18 protein-coding genes are annotated in these 19,064 nt (G+C 71.5%); 11 read left to right on the forward strand and 7 right to left on the reverse strand.

Going from position 1 to position 19,064, the window contains the following annotated elements; genetic code table 11:
- Positions 1–11: 11 nt before the first annotated feature.
- Positions 12–2,597, forward strand: coding sequence for a cation-translocating P-type ATPase (locus JAO84_RS31835; RefSeq protein WP_370415932.1), 2,586 nt, complete (start codon positions 12–14; stop codon positions 2,595–2,597).
- A 51-nt stretch (positions 2,598–2,648) separates the two neighbouring features.
- Positions 2,649–4,385, forward strand: a complete 1,737-nt coding sequence (locus JAO84_RS31840) for a GAF domain-containing sensor histidine kinase (protein WP_370416925.1) — start codon at positions 2,649–2,651, stop codon at positions 4,383–4,385.
- Between the two features lies 1 nt (position 4,386).
- On the opposite strand, the gene JAO84_RS31845 is transcribed toward JAO84_RS31840, so the two are convergent.
- From JAO84_RS31845 to JAO84_RS31860, 4 genes are all read right to left on the reverse strand, one after another.
- Positions 4,387–5,076 (reverse strand): response regulator, encoded by a 690-nt coding sequence (locus tag JAO84_RS31845; RefSeq protein WP_370415933.1) that lies wholly within the window; start codon positions 5,074–5,076, stop codon positions 4,387–4,389.
- 65 nt (positions 5,077–5,141) lie between these two features.
- A complete protein-coding gene (locus JAO84_RS31850) occupies positions 5,142–5,768 on the reverse strand; it encodes a CBS domain-containing protein (protein ID WP_370415934.1) in 627 nt (208 codons plus the stop codon).
- 289 nt (positions 5,769–6,057) lie between these two features.
- A complete protein-coding gene (locus JAO84_RS31855; protein ID WP_370415935.1) occupies positions 6,058–6,603 on the reverse strand; it encodes a flavodoxin family protein in 546 nt (181 codons plus the stop codon).
- 14 nt (positions 6,604–6,617) lie between these two features.
- A complete protein-coding gene (locus tag JAO84_RS31860) occupies positions 6,618–7,262 on the reverse strand; it encodes a hypothetical protein (protein ID WP_370415936.1) in 645 nt (214 codons plus the stop codon).
- 732 nt (positions 7,263–7,994) lie between these two features.
- On the opposite strand from JAO84_RS31860, the gene JAO84_RS31865 reads away from it, so the two are divergent.
- Positions 7,995–8,183, forward strand: coding sequence for a hypothetical protein (locus JAO84_RS31865; RefSeq protein ID WP_370415937.1), 189 nt, complete (start codon positions 7,995–7,997; stop codon positions 8,181–8,183).
- A 143-nt stretch (positions 8,184–8,326) separates the two neighbouring features.
- Entirely contained in the window at positions 8,327–8,686 is a 360-nt protein-coding gene (locus JAO84_RS31870) for a transposase (RefSeq protein WP_370416926.1), read from the forward strand.
- Here JAO84_RS31870 and JAO84_RS31875 read toward each other — a convergent pair.
- Positions 8,681–9,655, reverse strand: coding sequence for a hypothetical protein (locus JAO84_RS31875; RefSeq protein WP_370415938.1), 975 nt, complete (start codon positions 9,653–9,655; stop codon positions 8,681–8,683). The genes JAO84_RS31870 and JAO84_RS31875 overlap by 6 nt on opposite strands.
- 778 nt (positions 9,656–10,433) lie before the next feature.
- Here JAO84_RS31875 and JAO84_RS31880 point away from each other — a divergent pair.
- Both JAO84_RS31880 and JAO84_RS31885 read left to right on the forward strand, forming a co-directional pair.
- A complete protein-coding gene (locus JAO84_RS31880; protein ID WP_370415939.1) occupies positions 10,434–12,971 on the forward strand; it encodes a discoidin domain-containing protein in 2,538 nt (845 codons plus the stop codon).
- Between the two features lie 197 nt (positions 12,972–13,168).
- Positions 13,169–14,551, forward strand: a complete 1,383-nt coding sequence (locus JAO84_RS31885) for an FAD-binding oxidoreductase (RefSeq protein WP_370415940.1) — start codon at positions 13,169–13,171, stop codon at positions 14,549–14,551.
- A 47-nt stretch (positions 14,552–14,598) separates the two neighbouring features.
- Here JAO84_RS31885 and JAO84_RS31890 read toward each other — a convergent pair whose 3' ends face one another.
- The gene (locus tag JAO84_RS31890) at positions 14,599–15,252 is read right to left on the reverse strand and encodes a DUF1326 domain-containing protein (RefSeq protein WP_370415941.1); all 654 of its coding nucleotides are present in this window, start codon (positions 15,250–15,252) and stop codon (positions 14,599–14,601) included.
- Between the two features lie 140 nt (positions 15,253–15,392).
- Between JAO84_RS31890 and JAO84_RS31895 the strand changes: the two genes are divergently transcribed.
- The 5 genes from JAO84_RS31895 (at position 15,393) to JAO84_RS31915 (ending at position 17,561) form a co-directional block, all read left to right on the forward strand.
- Entirely contained in the window at positions 15,393–16,205 is an 813-nt protein-coding gene (locus JAO84_RS31895) for a DUF2182 domain-containing protein (RefSeq protein WP_370415942.1), read from the forward strand.
- 113 nt (positions 16,206–16,318) lie between these two features.
- Positions 16,319–16,522 (forward strand): hypothetical protein, encoded by a 204-nt coding sequence (locus JAO84_RS31900; RefSeq protein WP_370415943.1) that lies wholly within the window; start codon positions 16,319–16,321, stop codon positions 16,520–16,522.
- Entirely contained in the window at positions 16,519–16,881 is a 363-nt protein-coding gene (locus JAO84_RS31905) for an ArsR/SmtB family transcription factor (RefSeq protein WP_370415944.1), read from the forward strand. The genes JAO84_RS31900 and JAO84_RS31905 overlap by 4 nt, the downstream gene beginning before the upstream one ends.
- 5 nt (positions 16,882–16,886) lie before the next feature.
- The gene (locus JAO84_RS31910) at positions 16,887–17,384 is read left to right on the forward strand and encodes an ATP-binding protein (RefSeq protein WP_370415945.1); all 498 of its coding nucleotides are present in this window, start codon (positions 16,887–16,889) and stop codon (positions 17,382–17,384) included.
- A gap of 57 nt (positions 17,385–17,441) precedes the next feature.
- Positions 17,442–17,561, forward strand: a complete 120-nt coding sequence (locus JAO84_RS31915; RefSeq protein ID WP_265863297.1) for a DUF6126 family protein — start codon at positions 17,442–17,444, stop codon at positions 17,559–17,561.
- A gap of 7 nt (positions 17,562–17,568) precedes the next feature.
- On the opposite strand, the gene JAO84_RS31920 is transcribed toward JAO84_RS31915, so the two are convergent.
- Positions 17,569–19,062: an NADH-quinone oxidoreductase subunit C gene (locus JAO84_RS31920; RefSeq protein WP_370415946.1), complete on the reverse strand. Its 1,494-nt coding sequence runs from the start codon at positions 19,060–19,062 to the stop codon at positions 17,569–17,571.
- Positions 19,063–19,064 lie beyond the last annotated feature (2 nt).

Raw genomic sequence — 19,064 nt, forward strand, 5'->3', positions numbered from 1 at the left:
CCCCTGCGCCGGTGCGGGAGACAACGGGACTCACCCAGGAGGAAGCCGCCCGACGGCTCGCCGACACAGGCCCCAACGAGGTGGCCGCGAGAAAGCCCGTACGGCTCCACAAGCGGGTTCTGGCCCAACTGACGGACCCGCTGATCATGGTGCTCCTCGGGGCCGTCGTGCTGACCCTCGCGATCGGCGACCATCCTGACGCGATCGTCATCGGGATGGTCGTCCTCGTGAACACGACCGTCGGGGTGGCGCAGGAGATCCGTGCCGACAACGCCGTCGCCGCACTCTCTGCCCTCACCGCGCCGCACGCGCGCGTGCGGCGCGGCGGCGCAGTCCGCGACCTCCCGGCGGCGGCGGTCGTCCCTGGCGACGTCCTCCTGGTCGGTGAGGGAGACATCGTCGCCGCCGACGCCGAACTCGCCGAGGTGTCCGCCGTCCTGGTGGACGAGTCCATGCTCACGGGGGAGTCCGTGCCCGTGGACAAGGACGCCGGTGCGACGCTGAGCGCGGGCACGGTGGTCGTGCGGGGCCGGGGCGTGGCCGTGGCCACGGCGACCGGTGCCGGCAGTGCCCTCGGTCGCATTGCGGCTCTTCTCGACGAACGTCGCGAGCCGACCCCGCTGCAGCGCCGCCTCGCCGCCCTCGGGCGCATCCTCGCGGCCGTGACGCTCGCCTTGTGCGTCCTGGTGTTCACCCTCGGCCTGGTGCGGGGACTCCCACTCGGCACGATGGCGGTCACCTCCATCAGCCTGGCCGTGGCGGCGGTCCCCGAGTCCCTTCCCGCTGTCGTCACCCTGGCACTCGCACTCGGGGCCCGGCGCATGGTCGCCCGGCACGCCCTGGTGCGGCGGCTGCCCGCCGTGGAGACGCTCGGCTCCGTATCCGTCCTCGCCACCGACAAGACCGGCACCCTGACCGAGGGCCGCATGGTGGTCCAGCACGTGTGGACACCGCGGGTGAGCGCCGAACTCTCGGGCGTGGGGTACGAACCCGTGGGCGATCTCCTGGTAGCCGGGCGGCCCGCGGAAGCGGACGAGCTCGAACCCCTGACGGACCTCCTGACCGTGACCGCCCTGTGCAACGACGCCACACTGCGCCCGCCGGACGACGGGGCCGCCGATGGCCGCTGGACGGCCCTGGGCGACCCTATGGAAGCCGCCCTGCTCACGGCCGCGGCCAAGGCGGGCTGCCCGGATTCCACAGAACTGGCGATGAGCCGTCCCCGGCTCGGCGAAGCACCCTTCGACAGCCTCCGCCGACGCATGACCACGCTGCACGCGACCGGGGAGGGCCGGGTGCTGGTCTGTCTGAAGGGCGCCCCCGAGGCTGTCCTCGACCCGGCTGTTCTGCTGGACCCTGCGGAGGCGCTCACGGCGGCCCGCCAGGAGGCCGCAAGCCTGGCCGCCCAGGGGTATCGGGTGCTCGCCGTGGCATCAGGCGTGCGTAACGACATCCCGCACCCGGTCACCGCGGCGGAGTCGGGGCTCGCTCTCCTCGGCCTCGTCGCGCTCAGCGACCCGCCCAAGCCGCATGCCGCAGCGACCCTCGCCTCCTGCCGCGCCGCCGGCATCACCCCCGTCCTCATCACCGGGGACCATCCGGCGACGGCTCGGTCGGTGGCGTCCCACGTCGCCCTTCTGGGCGACGGCGGGGAGACGGAAGGCCACGTCGTCACGGGGGCGGACGTGGCGGCCGGCCGCGTTGCCGACCTCACCTCGGTGCGGGTCTTCGCGCGCACGGACCCCCAACAGAAGCTGGACATCGTGGAGGCGTGGCGCGCCAGGGGAGCGGTGACCGCGATGACCGGCGACGGTGTCAACGACGGCCCCGCCCTGCACCGGGCCGACATCGGCGTCGCCATGGGCGCACGCGGCACTGAGGTCGCGCGGCAGGCGGCCGACCTCGTCCTCACCGACGACGAGCTCTCGACGGTCGTGGCGGCCGTCGACGAGGGACGTCGTGTCTACGACAACATCCGCCGCTTCCTCGTCTACGGGATGGCCGGCGGCGCGGCAGAGATCCTCGTCATGTTGACCGGCCCCCTGCTCGGGCTGCCTCTGCCCCTGCGAGCGGGTCAGATCCTGTGGATCAACCTCCTGACGCACGGCCTCACCGGAGTCGCCATGGGCGCGGAACCGGCCTCCCCGGGAGCGATGCGGCGACCGCCACGCCCGCCGGACCAACACATCCTCGGCGGAGGTGCCTGGCAGCGCCTGCTCGTCCTCGCCGCCGTCGTCACAGCAGCCTCCCTCGGCGCGGGGCTCGGTGCTCAGGCACTGGACCTGGCTTGGCAGAGCGTTCTCTTCCTCGCCCTCCTGGCCGCGCAGCTAGGCGTTGTCCTGGGACTCCGCGCCCGGCTGTTCACCCGCAAGAACCCGTTCCTTCCCCTGTCCGTCGTCGCCTCCGCCCTGCTTGCCGTGGCAGCGCTCTACGTACCATTCCTGAGCTCGGTCCTGGAGACCGAACCGCTCGGCTGGGCGGGCGTCGGGATCGCCGTGGCTGGTGCCCCCGCGGGTTTTCTTGCCGCGCGACTCGTCCGCACCGCCTTCCGTGGGACGCACCCGGCTGGAGCGTCGGGGACACGGGAACTACCGTGAAGAAGTGCCCGTCAGGCGAGGACCATGCGCTTGACGTGGCGGGAGGTGGTGATGGAGCACGAGGGGCCGGTGCCGGCGGACAGCAAACTTCCGCGGCTGCGACTCGACGAGCTGCTCGATGAGCTCCAGGCGCGCATCGACGAGGTGAGGGGCACCAGGGACCGTCTCAACGGGCTGCTCGAAGCTGTCATGTCGGTAGGCAGGGAACTCGACCTGCCCCAGGTGCTCAGGGGCATCGTGGAGGCGGCCGTCACCCTCGTGGACGCCGAATACGGCGCTCTGGGCGTCATCGGGGACGACAGGAAGCTCTCGGAGTTCCTCCCCGTCGGTATCGGGGACGACCTGCGGGCGCAGATCGGCGACCTGCCCTCCGGGCACGGACTGCTGGGTGAGCTCATCCGCAACCCCGAACCGCTGCGGCTTCCCGAGGTGTCCGAGCATCCCGCCTCGTACGGGTTCCCGCCCCACCATCCGCCGATGCATACCTTCCTCGGGGTGCCCATCCGGGTCCGCGAGGAGGTCTTCGGCAACCTCTACCTCACCGAGAAGCGAGGAGGGGCCGACTTCGACGCCGAGGACGAGGCCGTCGTGACCACGCTGGCCGTCGCGGCCGGCATCGCCATCGAGAACGCCCGGCTGTACGAGGAAGGCCGCCTCAGGCAGCGGTGGCTTGCCGCGAGCTCCGACCTCACCAGCGCCCTTCTGTCCGGTGCGGAGCAGACCGAGGTCCTCGGCGGGATGCTGGAGCAGGCGGTCGACATCGCGGGGGCCGACATGGGGGCCTTCTATCTGGTGGGGGGCGACGGCGAGCTGCGGGGCTCACTGGCGCGCGGTGAGGGAGCCCACGTGCACGCTGGTGTCGTCCTGCCGAGCAGCGAGGGAACGCTGGCCGCCGTCGCCCTCACACAGGAGGACGGCCTGGTCACGGTGGCGGACGTCGAGAACGAGCCGCGCATCACTGTCCAGCCCGAACGGTGGAAGGGGTTCGGACCGGCGGTAGCCGTCACGGTCGGCACCAAGGAGCGACTCAGCGGAGTGCTGATCCTTACGCGGCGCCATGGGCGATCTCCGTTCACAGGGGCGGAGATCACCGCTCTCCCTGGATTCGCGGGGCAGGCGGCACTCGCGCTCGAGTTGGCCGACCGCCGCCGTGACGCCGAGCAGGTGAGCCTCCTGGAGGACCGCGACCGGATCGCCCGTGACCTGCACGATCTGGCGATTCAGCGCCTGTTCGCCACGGGGATGACGCTGCAGAGCGCCCGGCGGTTCGTCGAGCACCCGGAAGCCGTGGACCGGCTGGGACGGGCGATCGACGACCTGGACGCCACCATCAAGATCATCCGGTCGACCATCTTCGGGCTCCGCGAGCACGACGCCCCGGGTGCCGCCCCGAAGCTGAGGAGCCGGGTGGCCAAGGTGGTGGACGAGGCCGCGGCGACGCTCGGATTCGCCCCCGCCCTGCGCATGGAGGGCCTCCTGGACACGGACGTGCCCCCTGAGGCGGCCGAGGAGGTGATCGCGGTCATCGGCGAAGCCCTCACCAACGTGGCCCGGCACGCGCGGGCTCGCCGGGCCGAGGTGACGGTCGTCGCCGATGAGGGCGTGTTGGCGGTGACGGTGAGCGACAACGGCGTGGGCATACCGCAGGGCGGCAGGCGCAGTGGGCTGCGGAATCTGGCCGAACGGGCCGAACGGCTGGGCGGCACCCTGTCGGTCCGCGCACGGGCGGAGCCGGGCAGTGGCACGGTGCTCGAGTGGCGGATCCCGCTGCCGGCCGAGCGGGAATGAGCTACGTCTCCTCGGTGGCGTCGTGCTCGTGGGCCTGCGCGGCGATGACGGCAGCCTGTACGCGGCGTTCCACGCCGAGCTTGCCGAGCAGCCGGGAGATGTGGTTCTTGACGGTCTTCTCCGACAGATAGAGCTGCTTGGCGATCTGCCGGTTGGTCAGCCCCTCGCCGATCAGTTCGAGCACGGACCGCTCTCGCTCGGACAACACCGCGAGCCGCTCGTCCTCCGGCGGCTTGGCTGCCTCCGGGTCCCGGAGCGAGTGCATCAGCCGAGCGGTCGTGGCCGGGTCCAGCATCGACTGCCCGGTGGCCACGGTCCGCACCGCCGATACGAGGTCTGACCCCTTGATCTGCTTGAGGACGTATCCGGCCGCACCGGCCATGATCGCGTCCAGGAGGGCGTCCTCGTCGTCGAACGACGTCAGCATCAGGCACGCCAGCTCGGGCATCCGGGACCGTAGCTCCCGGCACACCGAGATGCCGTTGCCGTCCGGCAGGCGGACATCGAGAACCGCCACGTCCGGCCGTAGGGCCGGACCCCTGGCCAGCGCCTGCTCCGCCGTTGCCGCCTCGCCGACCACCTCCATATCGGGCTCGTCGTCGATCAGGTCATGGAGGCCCCGGCGGACGACCTCGTGATCGTCGACGAGGAAGACCCGCGTGGGTGCGGTGGCTGCCGGCAGATCGGTCATGGCGACCCCTGTGGTCGGTCGGGTGGGTCCCGCCCCCCCACAAGGATTGTCCGTCTTGGAGCGTCTCATGGGGCACCGAGATCCATCCGGACGTCGACAACGCCCTCCACGGCCAGCACGGCGCGGGCGACCAGCGGCACCATCGACCGGTCGGAGAGCGACCCACGGATCGTGGCGACACCGTCCGCGACCGTCACATGCAGTCCCACGGTGGCGGTTGGCTCGCTGAGGACGGACTGGCGGATGTCCTCCTCGATCTCGGCGTCCGTACGCAGGAACACCTTCAGCAGATCGCTCCGGCTGACCACGCCCTCCAGCATGCCGACGCCGTTGATCACGGGCAGGCGCTTCACCCTTCGCGTCGCCATGATCCGTGCCGCTTCGGCGAGCGTCGCGTCGGGACGGACGGTGACGGCCGGGCTGGACATGAGTTCCCCGGCCCGTACGGCTCCCGCCTTGTATGCCGCGGCGAGCTCGTCCGGTCGGGGTTCGTCCGTGCGGAACTCCTCCTTCGGTAGCAGATCGGCTTCCGATACGACCCCGATCACCCGTCCCTCCCCCTCCAGAACGGGCAAGGCGCTCACCTTCCACTGGTCCATGAGCGCGACGATCTCCTTGTACGGCGCGTCACGCCCGATGGCGATCGCGGTGTGGGTCATGACGTCGCTGACGGTGTAGCGCGAGGCGGGCATCACGTTCTCCCAGAGAGGTGAAGATCTACGGGCCGCTTGCCGCTCACCGGGGCCTCCGCACCGGTGTCTACTCCAGTCTGGCCGCGTTCCGTGAAAGGACAGGAGGGCCGGATGGCCCCCTCGGGTCCCTCTTCGGCCCATGCGAGGCGAGACGAGCCCGCCTCGTCTCCCGCGGTGCCGACGAGCGTCGAACCAGGATGTGCGTGGACCTGAGCCTCGCCCACTGGCCGCAGTCGCCTGCGGTGGGCCTTGGGCGCCCACGTTTGCCGGGGCGTTCCAGGTGGATCAGTCAAGCGACCTGGAGGGTCGCACCCCACGCCCTTGCGCGATCCCGCTCGCCTGCGCGGAGCGGCCCTTCGGTGTCCTCGATGATGAATCCCTCCGGTTCCGCGACGAGTTCGTAGCCATGGCCGCGCAGCCGACGTGCGATGCCGCTGGCGGCGGCCCCGGCCAGACGCATGTCCGCCCGGGTGTCGAAGGCCGCAGCCGCATGGGTGCCGGTGTGGGCCTTCGGGAGCGTGTCGTGGAACCAGTCGCGGACGCCAGGGCCCTCGGCACCCTCCTCGGGAGTGAAGGGACGCTGCCCCTTCTCGGCCTCTTGCTTCTCGGCCTTCAGCCCCATTTTCCGGCTCATCCCGGTGGTCATGCCCCGTATATGGGTCGGCCCGCCGACGACCAGCAGGTCGGTGGGGCCGATGCGCTCCGGGACGGCGTCGACCACTGCCACGCACTCGACCTCGGCGTCCGGGTGTGCTTCCTTCACGCCCTCTCGGATGGCGTCAGCGATCTCGCGCGTGTTGCCGAACAGACTCTCGTACACGATCACAGCACGCATCACGACTCATCTCCTCACGTGCGTCCTTCTCTGCTCTCCGCTGCCGCTTCGATCGCCCGCAGCGCTCCGCGCAGCACGATGCCGACGCCCGGGGAAACCAGCGTCCAGTAACGGCCGAACCGCGCGGTGGAAGCCGGGTCGGTGCAAGCGGTACGCGCTTCATAGGTCAGGAGGGACCGGCGTGCCCCGTAGGGATGGACGACGAAGGCGGCGGCCATCTTCGCCCAGCCGGGCTCCTCGAAGCCCGCGTAGTCACCAGGTTCGACACGGCGCCACTCGATGGTGGGCTTCCACACCTTCCCCACCGCGCCGAAGACGATCTCGCGCCCCGCGCGCTCCCCGAGGGCAACCCAGGGTTGGACCTCCAGGTCCCCCTGATCACCGGTTGCGGCGGTGTCGAACAGGTCGGACACCCGCATCGAAGGTGACGTGGCCACGGGCCGACGGCGCACTCGGTCCGGCACTCCACGCGCCCACATGACCGCGTCGAACAGCGGCGAGTGAATGGACAGCATGTCCAGATCACGGGCCGCGCGGTACACGACGTCCGGCGCGGCGGCGATCACGGCGCACTCCAGGCGGGAGAACCGGAACTCGGGCAGAGCCGCGTCGAGCAGGAGAGGCTCGGCCGGCGCGGTGACACTCGGCTGGGTATCCATGGAGACCTCCCCGGATCCGACACCATCAGTCTCGCCCACAGGACAGGCTCGCGCCGGGGCGAACGGTTTGACGAGCACCGCTGCCGAGGTGATACGGGAAGGTCGGCATCGTGAGGGTCGCGGCGCGACGCCGCTGGCAATCGGTGGTCTGCTTCTGGCGCACGAAGCTTGATCCTTTGGATAGCCGAGGGTAGGTCGCACTGACCCTGGGTTACGGCGTTGGTGGAGGGCCTCGGGGCGGGAGCCGGTCAAGGGGCGGGGGACAGTGAGCCCCGGCGGGCCAGAAGCGTCTGACGCTCGTCCGGCCCCAGGTACAGCCTCGACCAGCTTCTCGACCGCGTCATGCGGGAGGCGCGGAACCATGCCCCATTCCAACTGCCCGTACCACTTCTCGGCCGTCGTTCGTGCACGCACCGCGAAATCACGTCGATCGCTTCGGCGTGGCGCCCGATGGCCGAGTGCTTCGCAATCCGGCAGGTGGCTACGTGGACGCAGCAGCCTACGGCAGGACATGGGAGCGGGCCCGCAAGAAGGCCCTGGCCCCCAATGGGCAGTCGACGTTCGTCGCCAAGAGGCCCTATGACCTCCCGCACGCCGGGATCTCGTTCTGGCTGCACTCCGGCGTGGATCCTGCCGAATGCGCGCGCCGTCCGGCCAGAGCATCCAAGTGCTCTTCCAGTACTGGAGCAGGAGACGGAGCGCGCCGAGCGGACGGGCCGACACCTCCTCGTCGTGGAGACGACCACGGCGCTCGCGCTGGCTCTTGGACTCTCCGGTACGTGGGAGCAGGCCGAGTCGCTCCTCGCCGACGCGCGAGACAGGGCAGAATCGCTTCCGTACCCGGCGGGCCTCGACCGAGTCCGGACGGTCCAGGCGGACCTGCTCGCCGCGCGGCGGCAGCGACCGCCGACTCGCGCGTGAGGATCTTGTCGGACTTCCCCGAGTGGGATCGTGTCTACGCCTTCTTCCGACGGTGGCGCGACACCGGTCTGGTCGCCGAGTCCCACGACCGACTGCGGGACCGAGTCCGCCAGGCCGCCGGCCGGGATCGGCCGACCGCCGGGATGATCGAAGCGCAGTCGGTCAAGGCCGCCGCATCAGTGCCCGCCGCGAGCAGGGGCTTCGACGGCGCAAAGAAGGTCAACGGCCGCAAACGGCACATCTTGGTGGACGCTTTGGGGCTGCTGTTGACGGTGATGGTCACCGCGGCCTCGGCAGGGCCGAGAGGGCCCGCTGGAGGTCCAGGGGGCGGCGCAGGTTCAAATCCTGTCATCCCGACCATGCTTTTCGCAGGTCGGAGGCCGTTCTCTCATCCGTGGGAGGGCGGCCTTTCGCGCGTCCCGGGGCGTGGTGGTCGCAGCCGTGCGGGCCGGCCCGCACGGCCGTCTGCTCGGCTCCACCGAGTACGGGAAAGGCGGTCATGAGAGGGCGAGCCCCTCGTGGTCCCACTGCTCGAGCAGCACCTCTGCGGGTAGTGCGCTGCCGTCGGGTGCCAGGCGCTGGACCGGCATGTCGTCGGATGCGCATGCGAGCAGTTGCTCGGCGACAAGGTGGGGAACGAGTAGGGCTGTGGTGCCGGTCTGCCGATTGAAGGCCACTTGGTAGGTGGCGATGACCGCTGCTTCCCACAAGGTGAGGGGGTCGCGTTCCGGCTCGCTGTGGTGGGTCCGGGGGATAGCGGGCGCCTTTACCGCCACCAGCTGCCATGGCGTACTGGCGGGGCGGCCGGCTTCTTCGCGTGCCTGGCGGATCCAGCCTGCGGTGAGCCGGCGGAAGGCGGCGTGGGCCTCGGGCCTGCCCTTGCGGCGACGTCCGAAGGCGTCGCTGACGACGGTGTAGACGGCGAAGTCCTGGTCTTCCAGCCGGCGCCAGGACCAGATGGCTCGCCGACTCCACTCGTACCGCGCTCGCCGGAAGGTCTTCTCCGCGTCCGCTCCCAACCCGGCGAAGCCGGGATCGTCGGAGAACTTCGGCGTGGGCAGGACACGTACGGCAGCCGCCTCCAGCAGGCGGACCGGCTGCACGAGGGCCGCGAAGGCCCGACGCTCCTCGTCGAGGACCGTGGCGAGGCGGCTTTGCAGCCCATCGGCCCAAGGGGCGAGGAAGGGGTACTCGGCCACGGCCTCGTTGCTCCGTGCCAGGTAGGAGTGCAGCCGACGCCAGTGCTCGTGACGTCGGGAGCGGAAGTTGCGGGCTCGGTCGTACCGCTCCCATTCCTCGTCGCGCCCGGCCTCGTCGTCTTCCTCCTCCTCGTCGCTGGAGTCGCTGGCGCGGGGCGGATACTCGCCGGCGGCGAGAGCGATGGCGGCGTCACGCTCGGCCTCGAGGTCCTCCTCGTCCTCGGCCTCGGCCTCCCGATCGAGCCAGATGGCGAGCGAATCCACCTCGCTCACAGCGGCGCCAAGCGGGAGGACGGGGCTGTCTGTGGGCAGAGGCCACCGGCAGTTTGCGCAGAGCCGCTCCACGGCTTCGCCGAATGGGACGTCGATCTGATTCACAGAGGCCGCTGACCGCAGCGTGCGGCACTCGGGGCTTCCGTGGAGCTTGCCCTTGCCTGTTGCCGAGACGTGGCAGGCAAGGAGTATGTCCCGGGTTGGTCCCAGGGGAACCTCAGGTGTGAAGAGGGAACCGAGCATGACGTGGCGAAGCTCGTCGCGAGTCGAGGACATGTCGGCAGGCTATGCGCAGGCACTGCCAGTCCGCCGGTCGATCCGCCCTCTCCACCCTGCAGGGACCAGAGATGCCAGAGCGTGCCTCGCCGCCAGGGCGGTGATTCTGGGGACCAGTTGGGGACCACACGCTACGCGCGGCGGTGCACGATGCATGCTTCCACGCACAACTTGCGCCCGGGTTAAGTCTGTTATATCCAGAAAGTACCCTTGACCCTCACTCCTGGGGGTCAAGGGGTCGCAGGTTCAAATCCTGTCGTCCCGACTCGAAGGAGTCGTTGGTCGAGGGGCCGTTTCAGAGAGATCTGAAACGGCCCCTCGACCGTTTTCGGGGCCGGGACCGGGGGCGGGGGGTGCGGCGTGGGCGGTGGCGTCTGCGGCTGGGTGCAAGTTCGAGTCAACTCCGCCGTTCTGCAGTCGAGTTGGGGCGGTTTGACCTATCTTCTAGGGGCCCGTAGCGGTGCACGGTTGGCCCCAGGAGGTCCGATTGCAGTCCAGACGTATGCGCGCCATATCCGGAGCGCTCCGGCGCTCCCCTCTGCTCATAGCCTTCGCCCTCGGCTCGCTGCTCGTCGGGCTCACCCCCTGGCTGGGCATGGCGAGCCCGGGGCCCGGCGGTCACGGCCCGACCCCGCCACCGGCGCCCGTGCCCTTCGACCAGCAGACCGCGCAGCAGTCGCCGCACCACGGCATCGCCCCGGCGAACGCGATGGAGCCGACGGCTCCCGTGCTCGCCCGGACCGGGTGGACGGCCGCGGCGAGCGACGAGGAGACCCTCAAGGAGAACGGCCGCGCCGCCAACGTCCTCGACGGCAGCGTCACCACGATCTGGCACAGCAGGTGGTCGGGGACCCCGGCCCCGCTGCCGCACAGCATCACCATCGACATGCACCGTACGACGGTGGTCTCGGCGCTCGTCTACCAGCCCCGCACCGACAAGGCCAACGGGCGCGTCGGTGAGTACAGCATCAGCGTGAGCGTCGACGGCCGGAGCTGGGGGAGTCCGGTCGCCACCGGCACCCTCGCGGACGACGCCGGCGCCAAGACCCTCGGATTCGCCCCGCAGGGCGCGCGGTTCGTCCGGCTCACCGCCCTCACCGAGGCCGGCAACCGCGGCCCGTGGAGCTCCGCCGCGGAGATCGACCTGCTCGGCGACCCCGGAACCCCGGCGGCCACCGTCGATCTGCCCCGGACCGGATGGACGGCCGCGGCGAGCGACGAGGAGACCCTCAAGGAGAACGGCCGCGCGGTCAACGTCCTCGACGGCGACGCCACCACGATCTGGCACAGCAGGTGGTCGGGGACGCCGGCCCCGCTGCCGCACAGCATCACCATCGACATGCACCGTACGACCGCCGTCTCCGCCCTCGTCTACCAACCGCGCAAGGACAAGGCCAACGGGCGCGCGGGCGCGTACACCGTCACCACCAGCACCGACGGCACCACCTTCGGCGCCCCGGTCTCCTCCGGCACCTGGCGCGACGACGACACCGTCAAGACCGCCACCTTCATCCGAGCCGCCAACGCCCGGTACATACGCCTGACCGTGAGCACCGAGGCCGGCAACCGCGGACCCTGGACCTCCGCCGCCGAGATCCGCCTGAGCGGACCGGCCGACCCCGCCGTCCACGGCACGTGGAGCCGGATCACCGGCTTCCCCCTGGTGCCGGTCGCCACCGCCGTCCTGCCGGGCGACAAGCTGCTGGCCTGGTCGGCGTACGCGGTCGACCGCTTCGGCGGCAGCAACGGCTACACCCAGACCGCGATCCTGGACCTGAAGACGGGCAAGGTCACCCAGCGCCGCATCGACAACACCGGCCACGACATGTTCTGCCCGGGCATAGCGATGCTCGCCGACGGCCGGGTCCTGGTCACCGGCGGCAGCAACGCGGAGAAGGCGAGCATCTACGACCCGGCCACCGACGCCTGGTCCGCGACCACCAGCATGAACATCGCCCGCGGCTACCAGGCCATGACCCTGCTCTCCACCGGCGAGGCCTTCGTCCTCGGCGGATCCTGGAGCGGCGCCACGGGCGACAAGGCCGGCGAGGTCTGGTCCCCGGACACCCGCACCTGGCGCAAGCTCCCCGGCGTCCCCGCCGCCCCGGCCCTCACGGCCGACCCGGCCGGCGCCTACCGCGCCGACAACCACATGTGGCTGTACGCCACCTCGGGCGGCAAGGTGCTCCAGCTGGGCCCGAGCAAGCGGATGAACTGGATCACGACCGCCGGCAACGGAAGCATCACCTCCGCCGGCACCCGGGCGGACAGCGAGGACGCCATGAACGGCAACGCCGTCGCGTACGACATCGGCAAACTGCTCACCCTGGGCGGCTCGCCCGCCTACGAGAAGACCCCCGCCACCCGGCGCGCGTACACGGTGAACGTCGACGGCGGCGGCGTCCGGACAGCACGTACGGGCGACATGGGCTACGCCCGCTCCTTCGGCAACAGCGTCGTCCTGCCCGACGGCAAGGTCGCCGTGTTCGGCGGGCAGGCGTACCCCGTGCCGTTCAGCGACGCCACCTCCGTGCTTACCCCCGAGCTGTGGGACCCGGCGACCGGACGCTTCACCCCGCTCGCCACCATGGCCATCCCGCGCAACTACCACAGCGTGGCGAACCTGCTGCCCGACGGGCGGATCTTCTCCGGCGGCGGCGGCCTGTGCGGCGACTGCGCCACCAACCACGCCGACGGGGCCGTGTTCACACCGCCGTACCTGCTCAACCCGGACGGCACGCCCAAGCCGCGGCCGGCCATCACCGGCGGCGTACCGCCCAGGGCCGCCGCGGGCAGCTCGCTCACCGTCACCACCGGGGGGCCGGTGGCCTCCTTCGTCCTGATGCGGGCCGCGGCCGCGACCCACTCCACGGACAACGACCAGCGACGGGTCCCGCTGACCTCCACGGCCACGGGCACCGGTACGTACACGGTCTCCATCCCGGCCGACCGGGGCGTGGTCCTGCCGGGCACCTACATGCTCTTCGCCCTGGACGCCCAAGGGGTGCCGAGCACCGCCCGGTTCCTCACCGTCTCCTGACGGTACGTCAGCGGTGTCCGGCACCGGCCGGAAGCATCGGCCGGGAGCACCGGCCGGCGCCGGACGCCGCTACCGGGCGCCGTGCCCGGGCCCCGGCGCCGAATCGCCTACCCGTGGGTCCGGTCGCATACTGGCGGCGTAGCGCAGGCGGTCGTGGCCGTACGGCCGTCCTCGACGGCTCAGCAGGGACCAGCGCCATGACCACCACACGACCCGCTCCGCGGATTCCGGACTTCCAGGGCGAGCTGATCGGGCCCGCCGACGCCGCGTACGAGACCTTCCGCCGGTGCTTCAACCGGGACCACGACCAGCATCCGGCCCTGGTCGCCCGCTGCACGAGCCCCCAGGACGTGCGCGCGGCGCTGCGGCACGCCCGCGAGAACAGCCTCGGGGTCTCGGTGCGCGGGGGCGGGCACGCCACCGCCGGCTTCGCCTCCTGCGAGGGCGGGATCGTCGTCGACACCAGCCCGATGAAGCGGGTGGAGATCGACACCGAGGCCCGCACCGGGCGCTTCGGGGCCGGACTCACCTGGGGTGAACTGGACGCCGCCACACAGGAGTCCGGCCTCGCCGTGACCGGCGGCCGGGTGTCCGACACCGGGGTCGCGGGGCTGACCCTGGGCAGCGGCTCGGGCTGGCTGGAGCGGATGTACGGGCCGTCGGCCTGGAACATGCTGTCCGCCGAGGTGATGACCGCCGACGGACGGATCCTGCACGCCGACGAGACGGAGAACGCCGACCTCTTCTGGGGCCTGCGGGGCGGCGGCGGGAACTTCGGCGTGGTGACCGAGTTCGGCTTCCGGCTGCATCCGGTCGGACCGCTCCTGTACGCCGGGATGCTGCTGCACCCACGCTCGGCCGCCGGGCCGCTCACCCGCTTCTACCGGGACTTCCTGGAGCAGGCACCTGACGAGGTCACCGGGGGCATCGCCCTGATCACCGCGCCGCCCGAGGACTTCGTCCCCGAGGAGGCCCGCGGGAAGCCGGCCGTCGGCGTGATCGTCGCGTACATCGGCGACCCGGCGCGGGGCGAGGACGTCCTGAAGCCGCTCGTCGAGTGGGGCGAGCCGCTGGTCAGGATGGTGCAGCAGATGCCGTACACCGCCGTGCAGCGGATGCTGGACGACGGCACCCCGACCGGCGTCAGCGAGTACTTCAAGATCGACTATCTGCCGGAGCTGCTGGACGAGGCCCTCGACACGGCGATCGCACAGGTCGAGTCGGTCACCGCGCCCATGACCCAGGTCATCTTCTGCCCGCTCGGCGGCGAGATGGACCGCCTGGACGCCGGTGCCATGGCCCTCGCCACCCCGCCCGTGAAGTGGGTGTACTTCTGTCTGACCGTCTGGTGGGGCGACGAGGGGCGCGGGCGGCACATCGACTGGGCGCGCGGCTTCCACACGGCGATGCGGCCGTGGACGACCGGGACCTCGGTGCCCAACTTCATCTGCCCGGACGAAGGCGCCCGGCTCCGGGCCTCGTTCGGCCCGGAGAAGTACGCCCGCCTGGTGGCGCTGAAGGACCGCTACGACCCCGGGAACGTCTTCGCCCTCAACCAGAACATCCCGCCGAGCGGATAGCCATCGGCCGGGCCGGGTTCAGGTCGGCGGGTTCAGCTCGGCCGGGATCAGTCGGGACCGGACCAGTCGAAGGTGATGGACTTGCTCGACTTGCCCGAGCGGTCCCACGAGAAGCCGAACGCGTCGGCCCGGTCGGTGGTCGCGCGGCCCCAGGTGGCCAGCTGGCCCGGGCCGGTCTCGCAGCCGGGCAGGTTGGTCGACTGGACGCGGGCACCCTCCGGGGTGGTCGGACCGGTCAGCGCCTCGGCGCGGGCCTCGACCCGCCCGGGGACGGTGGCCCGCCAGCCGGCCAGGTCCTCGTCGAACTCCACCTCGATGGGCGCGAAGTCCATGCCCCGCACCTCGAAGGCCGCCATGCTCACCAGCTCCGCGGGCCAGCTGCCGGCCTGCCCGCTGAAGATCGTCTGCAGCGCCTGGCGCTGCCCCTCGTCGGCCCGCTCGTCGAAGATGAAGGCCGCGTACGCGTCCGAGTGATCCGCCCAGACATTGCCGACGAAGGAACCCAGCATCACCATGTTCAGGCCGTCGAGCCGGACGTCACCGAAGTTGCCCTCGCGGATGTGCCACACCAGGACGCCTTCGCAGTCGCCGGTCGACGGCGGCTGGGCGAAGGAGCACGGACACGGAATATCGCACTTGCACACGTCGAACCAGTCGCCCGCCACATGCCAGGCAGGCGCAGCCTGTGCCGCCTGCGTCATCGTTCTCACCCTGCCGTTCTCACCCCTGTCGCTCTTCCTCTCCTTCCATCGTCCGCCCGGGCCGCCGCGGCAGCCACCGGCGAGCGGTTTGCGGCCGCCGCGATCCGTGCTGTGCTGGAGGGGACGGACGGGAGTGCGTCATGCGGACCACGCGGCGACGGATCACCAACAGCCGTCCCTTGCGCACGGGAGCGCTGCTGCCGGCCCGGGAACTCGCCGTCGCCTGGTCGCTCCTCGTCGTGATCGCCGCCCTGGCCTGGCTGCTCACCGTGGACCAGGCCAGGGACATGGGGGTCGAGCCCGGCACGATGGGCATGGCGCTGCCGCTGTTCCTGCTGCTGTGGCTGGCGATGATGGCGGCGATGATGCTGCCCTCCGTCGCGCCCGTCGCCCTCACCTGGGTCAGGGGGATCGCCCGGCAGTCCAGTGGCGCCACCCGGGCGCTGCGCACCACCGAGTTCCTCTGCGGCTATCTGCTCGCCTGGACCGCGTTCGGCCTGCTCGCGTACGGCGGCCTCGCCCTCACCGGCGCCCTCGTCGACCGCGACCCGGAGGCCGCGCGGTGGATCGGGGCCGCCGCCTTCGCGCTGGCCGGGCTGTACCAGCTGGGCCCGCTCAAGGACATCTGCCTGCGCCACTGCCGCAGCCCGATGGCCCAGCTGATGCGGTACGCCGCGTACCGGCCGCGGCTGCGCGACCTGCGGGTGGGGCTGCACCACGGCGCGTACTGCGTCGGCTGCTGCTGGGCGCTGATGGTCGTACTGATCCCGCTCGGGGTCATGAACATCGCCGCGATGGCGGGCGTGGCGGCGCTGATCTTCCTGGAGAAGCTCTCGTACCGGGGGCCGCAGCTGGCCCGGGTCGCCGGAGTCGCCTTCCTGGTGCTTGCCGTGCTCGCGCTCTTCCAGGACTGGCCGCTGCCGGGCCTGCAGGACTCGATGACGCCGATGTGACGCGGCGGGCCGCCGGACGGCTCGGCGGCGGGCGCCGGGGCGGGTAGGATTTGCGAAATTCTTCAATTCGGCAGTTCAGTATTCAGCTAAGTCCTAGCGGGCGGGAGAGTGGCGTGAGCACGTTCACCGAGGCGGTGCTCGAGCGGGTCCGGGCGGCGCGAGTGCGTCTGGAGACGGCGCTCGCCGCCGAGGACGCCTTCGGCGCGGCCCTCGCCGAGGAGGAGCTGGACGACGCCCTGCGCCTGGCGCGCAAGCACAGCATCGAGGTCGGCACCGACGCCGACGCCGTCGGCGACGAAGGGGCGGGCGGGGCGTGAACAGGACGCAGATTCCGCTCTACCAGGCCAAGGCGGAGTTCTTCCGGATGCTCGGCCACCCGGCCCGCATCCGCGTGCTCGAACTCCTCCAGGACGGTCCGCTGCCCGTACGCGATCTGCTCGCGGCGATCGAGATCGAGCCGTCCAGCCTCTCCCAGCAGCTCGCGGTGCTCCGCCGCTCCGGGATCGTCACCGCGACCCGGGGCGGTTCGACCGTGGTGTACGAGCTGGCCGGCGGCGATGTCGCCGAGCTGCTGCTCTCGGCGCGCCGGGTGCTTTCCGTGCTGCTCAGCGGCCGGCAGGACCTGCTGGCCTCGCTGACCGAGGCGACCGAGCGGGCCGAGCGGGAGCCACGGTGAAGGGCATGGAGGGTGCCGGGCCCTGGCGCCGCCACCGGCCGCCGGCCGCGGCGGTCGAGCACGCCCTGCCGCGGGTCGAACGGCATGTGACCAGCACCCGGGTCGGCCCCGGCGCGGTACGGGAGGCCACGCGGGCCGTACGGGACAGCCTGGCCGGAGTCGGCGTCGACCCGCGCAGCGCGCTGGCCGACGCGGTACTCCTGGTCCTCGGCGAGCTGGTCGCCAATGTGCTGCGGCACGCGCGGCAGACCACGGTGATGGACATCGGCGTCACCGCCGCCCCCGGCCGGCTCGTGCTGTCCGTCGCCGACGGCGATCCGCGCCTGCCGGAACTGGCCCCGGCGCGGACCGGCGACGGGCTGCGGTCGGTGATCGAGGTCGCCGCCCTGTACGACGGCGAGCTGAGCGCCGAGCCCGCGGTGAACCACCACGGCAAGATCGTCATGGTGAGCTTCTGCCGCGTACCCGGCACTGCTACGACGACGACCACGAGTGAGGAGTGAGCTGAGATGGCACGGAAGCGAGCGGCCGGCGACGGCGACGGCGGCGCCGGCTGGGACATGGAGAAGTGGAAGGAACGCGGTGTGATGCTGCGGGTCTTCGTCTACATCTTCGCCACCCACGCCTTCGCCGGCTTCGTCTGGCTCCTCTTCTACGTGGGCCAGCACGCGCCCAAGTAGGCACGGCTCACAGGTCGTTGCCCGCGTACGACAGGTTGAAGCTCTTGTTGGTCAGCGGGAAGTCCGGGACGATCGTGTCCGCGAGCGCGAGCGACAGCGCCGGCCAGTTGAAGAAGGACGGGTCCACCGGCTTCACCCGGGCCAGCCGCCCGTCGGCCGCCGTCTCGACGCGCGTCGTGAGCGTGCCGCGCCAGCCCTCCACGATGCCCACACCGGATCCCGAACCCGAACCCGGGCCCGTGCCGGGTGTCACCGGCACCACGGACGCGCCCGGCGCGAGCTCCTCGGCGAGATGGTCGATCAGCGCGAGGGACACGTCGATCTCCTCGGCGCGGACCAGGAAGCGGGCGAGGACGTCGCCGGTGTCGCGCACCGGGACGGCGAGCTCCGTGTCGTACGACAGGAAGGGGTGGCCGACCCGCGCGTCGGTGCCCGTCAGGCCGCTCGCCCGCGCCACATAGCCGAGGCAGCCGAGGTCCCGGGCCGCCCCGGCGTCGAGGACCGCGGTGCCGGTGAAGCGGTCGCGGACGGTCGAGTGCGCGAGGGCGAGCCCGGCGATCTCCCGGATGTCCCGGCCGAGGGCCGCGAGCCGGGCCGGGGCGGGCAGGGTCCGCAGGACGGCGCCGCCCGGGACCACCCCGCCACGCAGCAGACGGTGGCCCGTGACCTCGGCGTTGAGCCGGAGGAGTTGTTCGCGCACCCGCTGCGCGTGCGCGTTCAGGACGCCGTGGCCGACGTCGTTGCAGAGCATGCCGAGGTCGGCGACGTGATTGTGCAGCCGCTCCAGTTCGAGCAGCAGCGCACGGGCGCGGGCGGCGGCGGGCGGGATCTCGGTGCCGGTGGCCTCCTCGACGGCGAGGCAGTACGCGAGGGCGTGCCCGACGGCGGTGTCCCCGCTGATCCGCTCGGCGAGCGGCAGCCCGCCGGCGATCGTCCGGCCCTGGAAGAGCCTCTCGACCCCGCGGTGCACGAACCACAGCCGGGCCTTCAGCTTGAGGATCGTCTCGCCGACGACGGAGAAGCGGAAGTGCCCCGGCTCGATGAGCCCGGCGTGCACCGGGCCGACGGGGATCTCGTACACGCCGTCGCCCTCGACCTCCAGGAAGGGGTACGGGCCTTCCTGCTCGGCGAACGGCGGCGGGGGCCCCGCGTCCGGCCGCATCGGGTACCAGCCCTTCGGCCAGTGGAAGTGCCGCACCAGCCGGCGGGGGAGCGGGTGCTCGAGCGGCACCACGCCGTGCAGGTCCCGCATCTCCCGTTCGAACCGGCCGGCCGGGAAGGACAGCGGAGCCAGGGTCGGCACCTCGGGCTTGTCCGGGTCGAGCAGCACATGGAGCTCGGTGCGCACGTCCGGCGGCCCGGCGGTGAAGAGATACACGACGCGGATCGCGACGCCGTCGTCGTGGTGCGCGGCGACCAGCGCGAGGCGGTGGCCGGCGTCGAGCAACTCGGCCGTGCGAGCGGGGAGTTCTTCGACGTGGATCTCATGGGCGGTACGCATGG

Origin of the sequence: Streptomyces fradiae (assembly GCF_041270065.1) — a bacterium.
GTDB lineage: Bacteria > Actinomycetota > Actinomycetes > Streptomycetales > Streptomycetaceae > Streptomyces.

Coding starts and splice junctions, on each gene's coding strand:
- JAO84_RS31840 (WP_370416925.1), top strand. CDS start 2,649: ATGGAGCACGAGGGGCCGGTGCCGGCGGACAGCAAACTTCCGCGGCTG.
- JAO84_RS31845 (WP_370415933.1), bottom strand. CDS start 5,076: ATGACCGATCTGCCGGCAGCCACCGCACCCACGCGGGTCTTCCTCGTC.
- JAO84_RS31850 (WP_370415934.1), bottom strand. CDS start 5,768: ATGCCCGCCTCGCGCTACACCGTCAGCGACGTCATGACCCACACCGCG.
- JAO84_RS31855 (WP_370415935.1), bottom strand. CDS start 6,603: ATGCGTGCTGTGATCGTGTACGAGAGTCTGTTCGGCAACACGCGCGAG.
- JAO84_RS31860 (WP_370415936.1), bottom strand. CDS start 7,262: ATGGATACCCAGCCGAGTGTCACCGCGCCGGCCGAGCCTCTCCTGCTC.
- JAO84_RS31870 (WP_370416926.1), top strand. CDS start 8,327: ATGATCGAAGCGCAGTCGGTCAAGGCCGCCGCATCAGTGCCCGCCGCG.
- JAO84_RS31880 (WP_370415939.1), top strand. CDS start 10,434: ATGCGCGCCATATCCGGAGCGCTCCGGCGCTCCCCTCTGCTCATAGCC.
- JAO84_RS31885 (WP_370415940.1), top strand. CDS start 13,169: ATGACCACCACACGACCCGCTCCGCGGATTCCGGACTTCCAGGGCGAG.
- JAO84_RS31890 (WP_370415941.1), bottom strand. CDS start 15,252: ATGACGCAGGCGGCACAGGCTGCGCCTGCCTGGCATGTGGCGGGCGAC.
- JAO84_RS31895 (WP_370415942.1), top strand. CDS start 15,393: ATGCGGACCACGCGGCGACGGATCACCAACAGCCGTCCCTTGCGCACG.
- JAO84_RS31910 (WP_370415945.1), top strand. CDS start 16,887: ATGGAGGGTGCCGGGCCCTGGCGCCGCCACCGGCCGCCGGCCGCGGCG.
- JAO84_RS31915 (WP_265863297.1), top strand. CDS start 17,442: ATGGAGAAGTGGAAGGAACGCGGTGTGATGCTGCGGGTCTTCGTCTAC.
- JAO84_RS31920 (WP_370415946.1), bottom strand. CDS start 19,062: ATGCGTACCGCCCATGAGATCCACGTCGAAGAACTCCCCGCTCGCACG.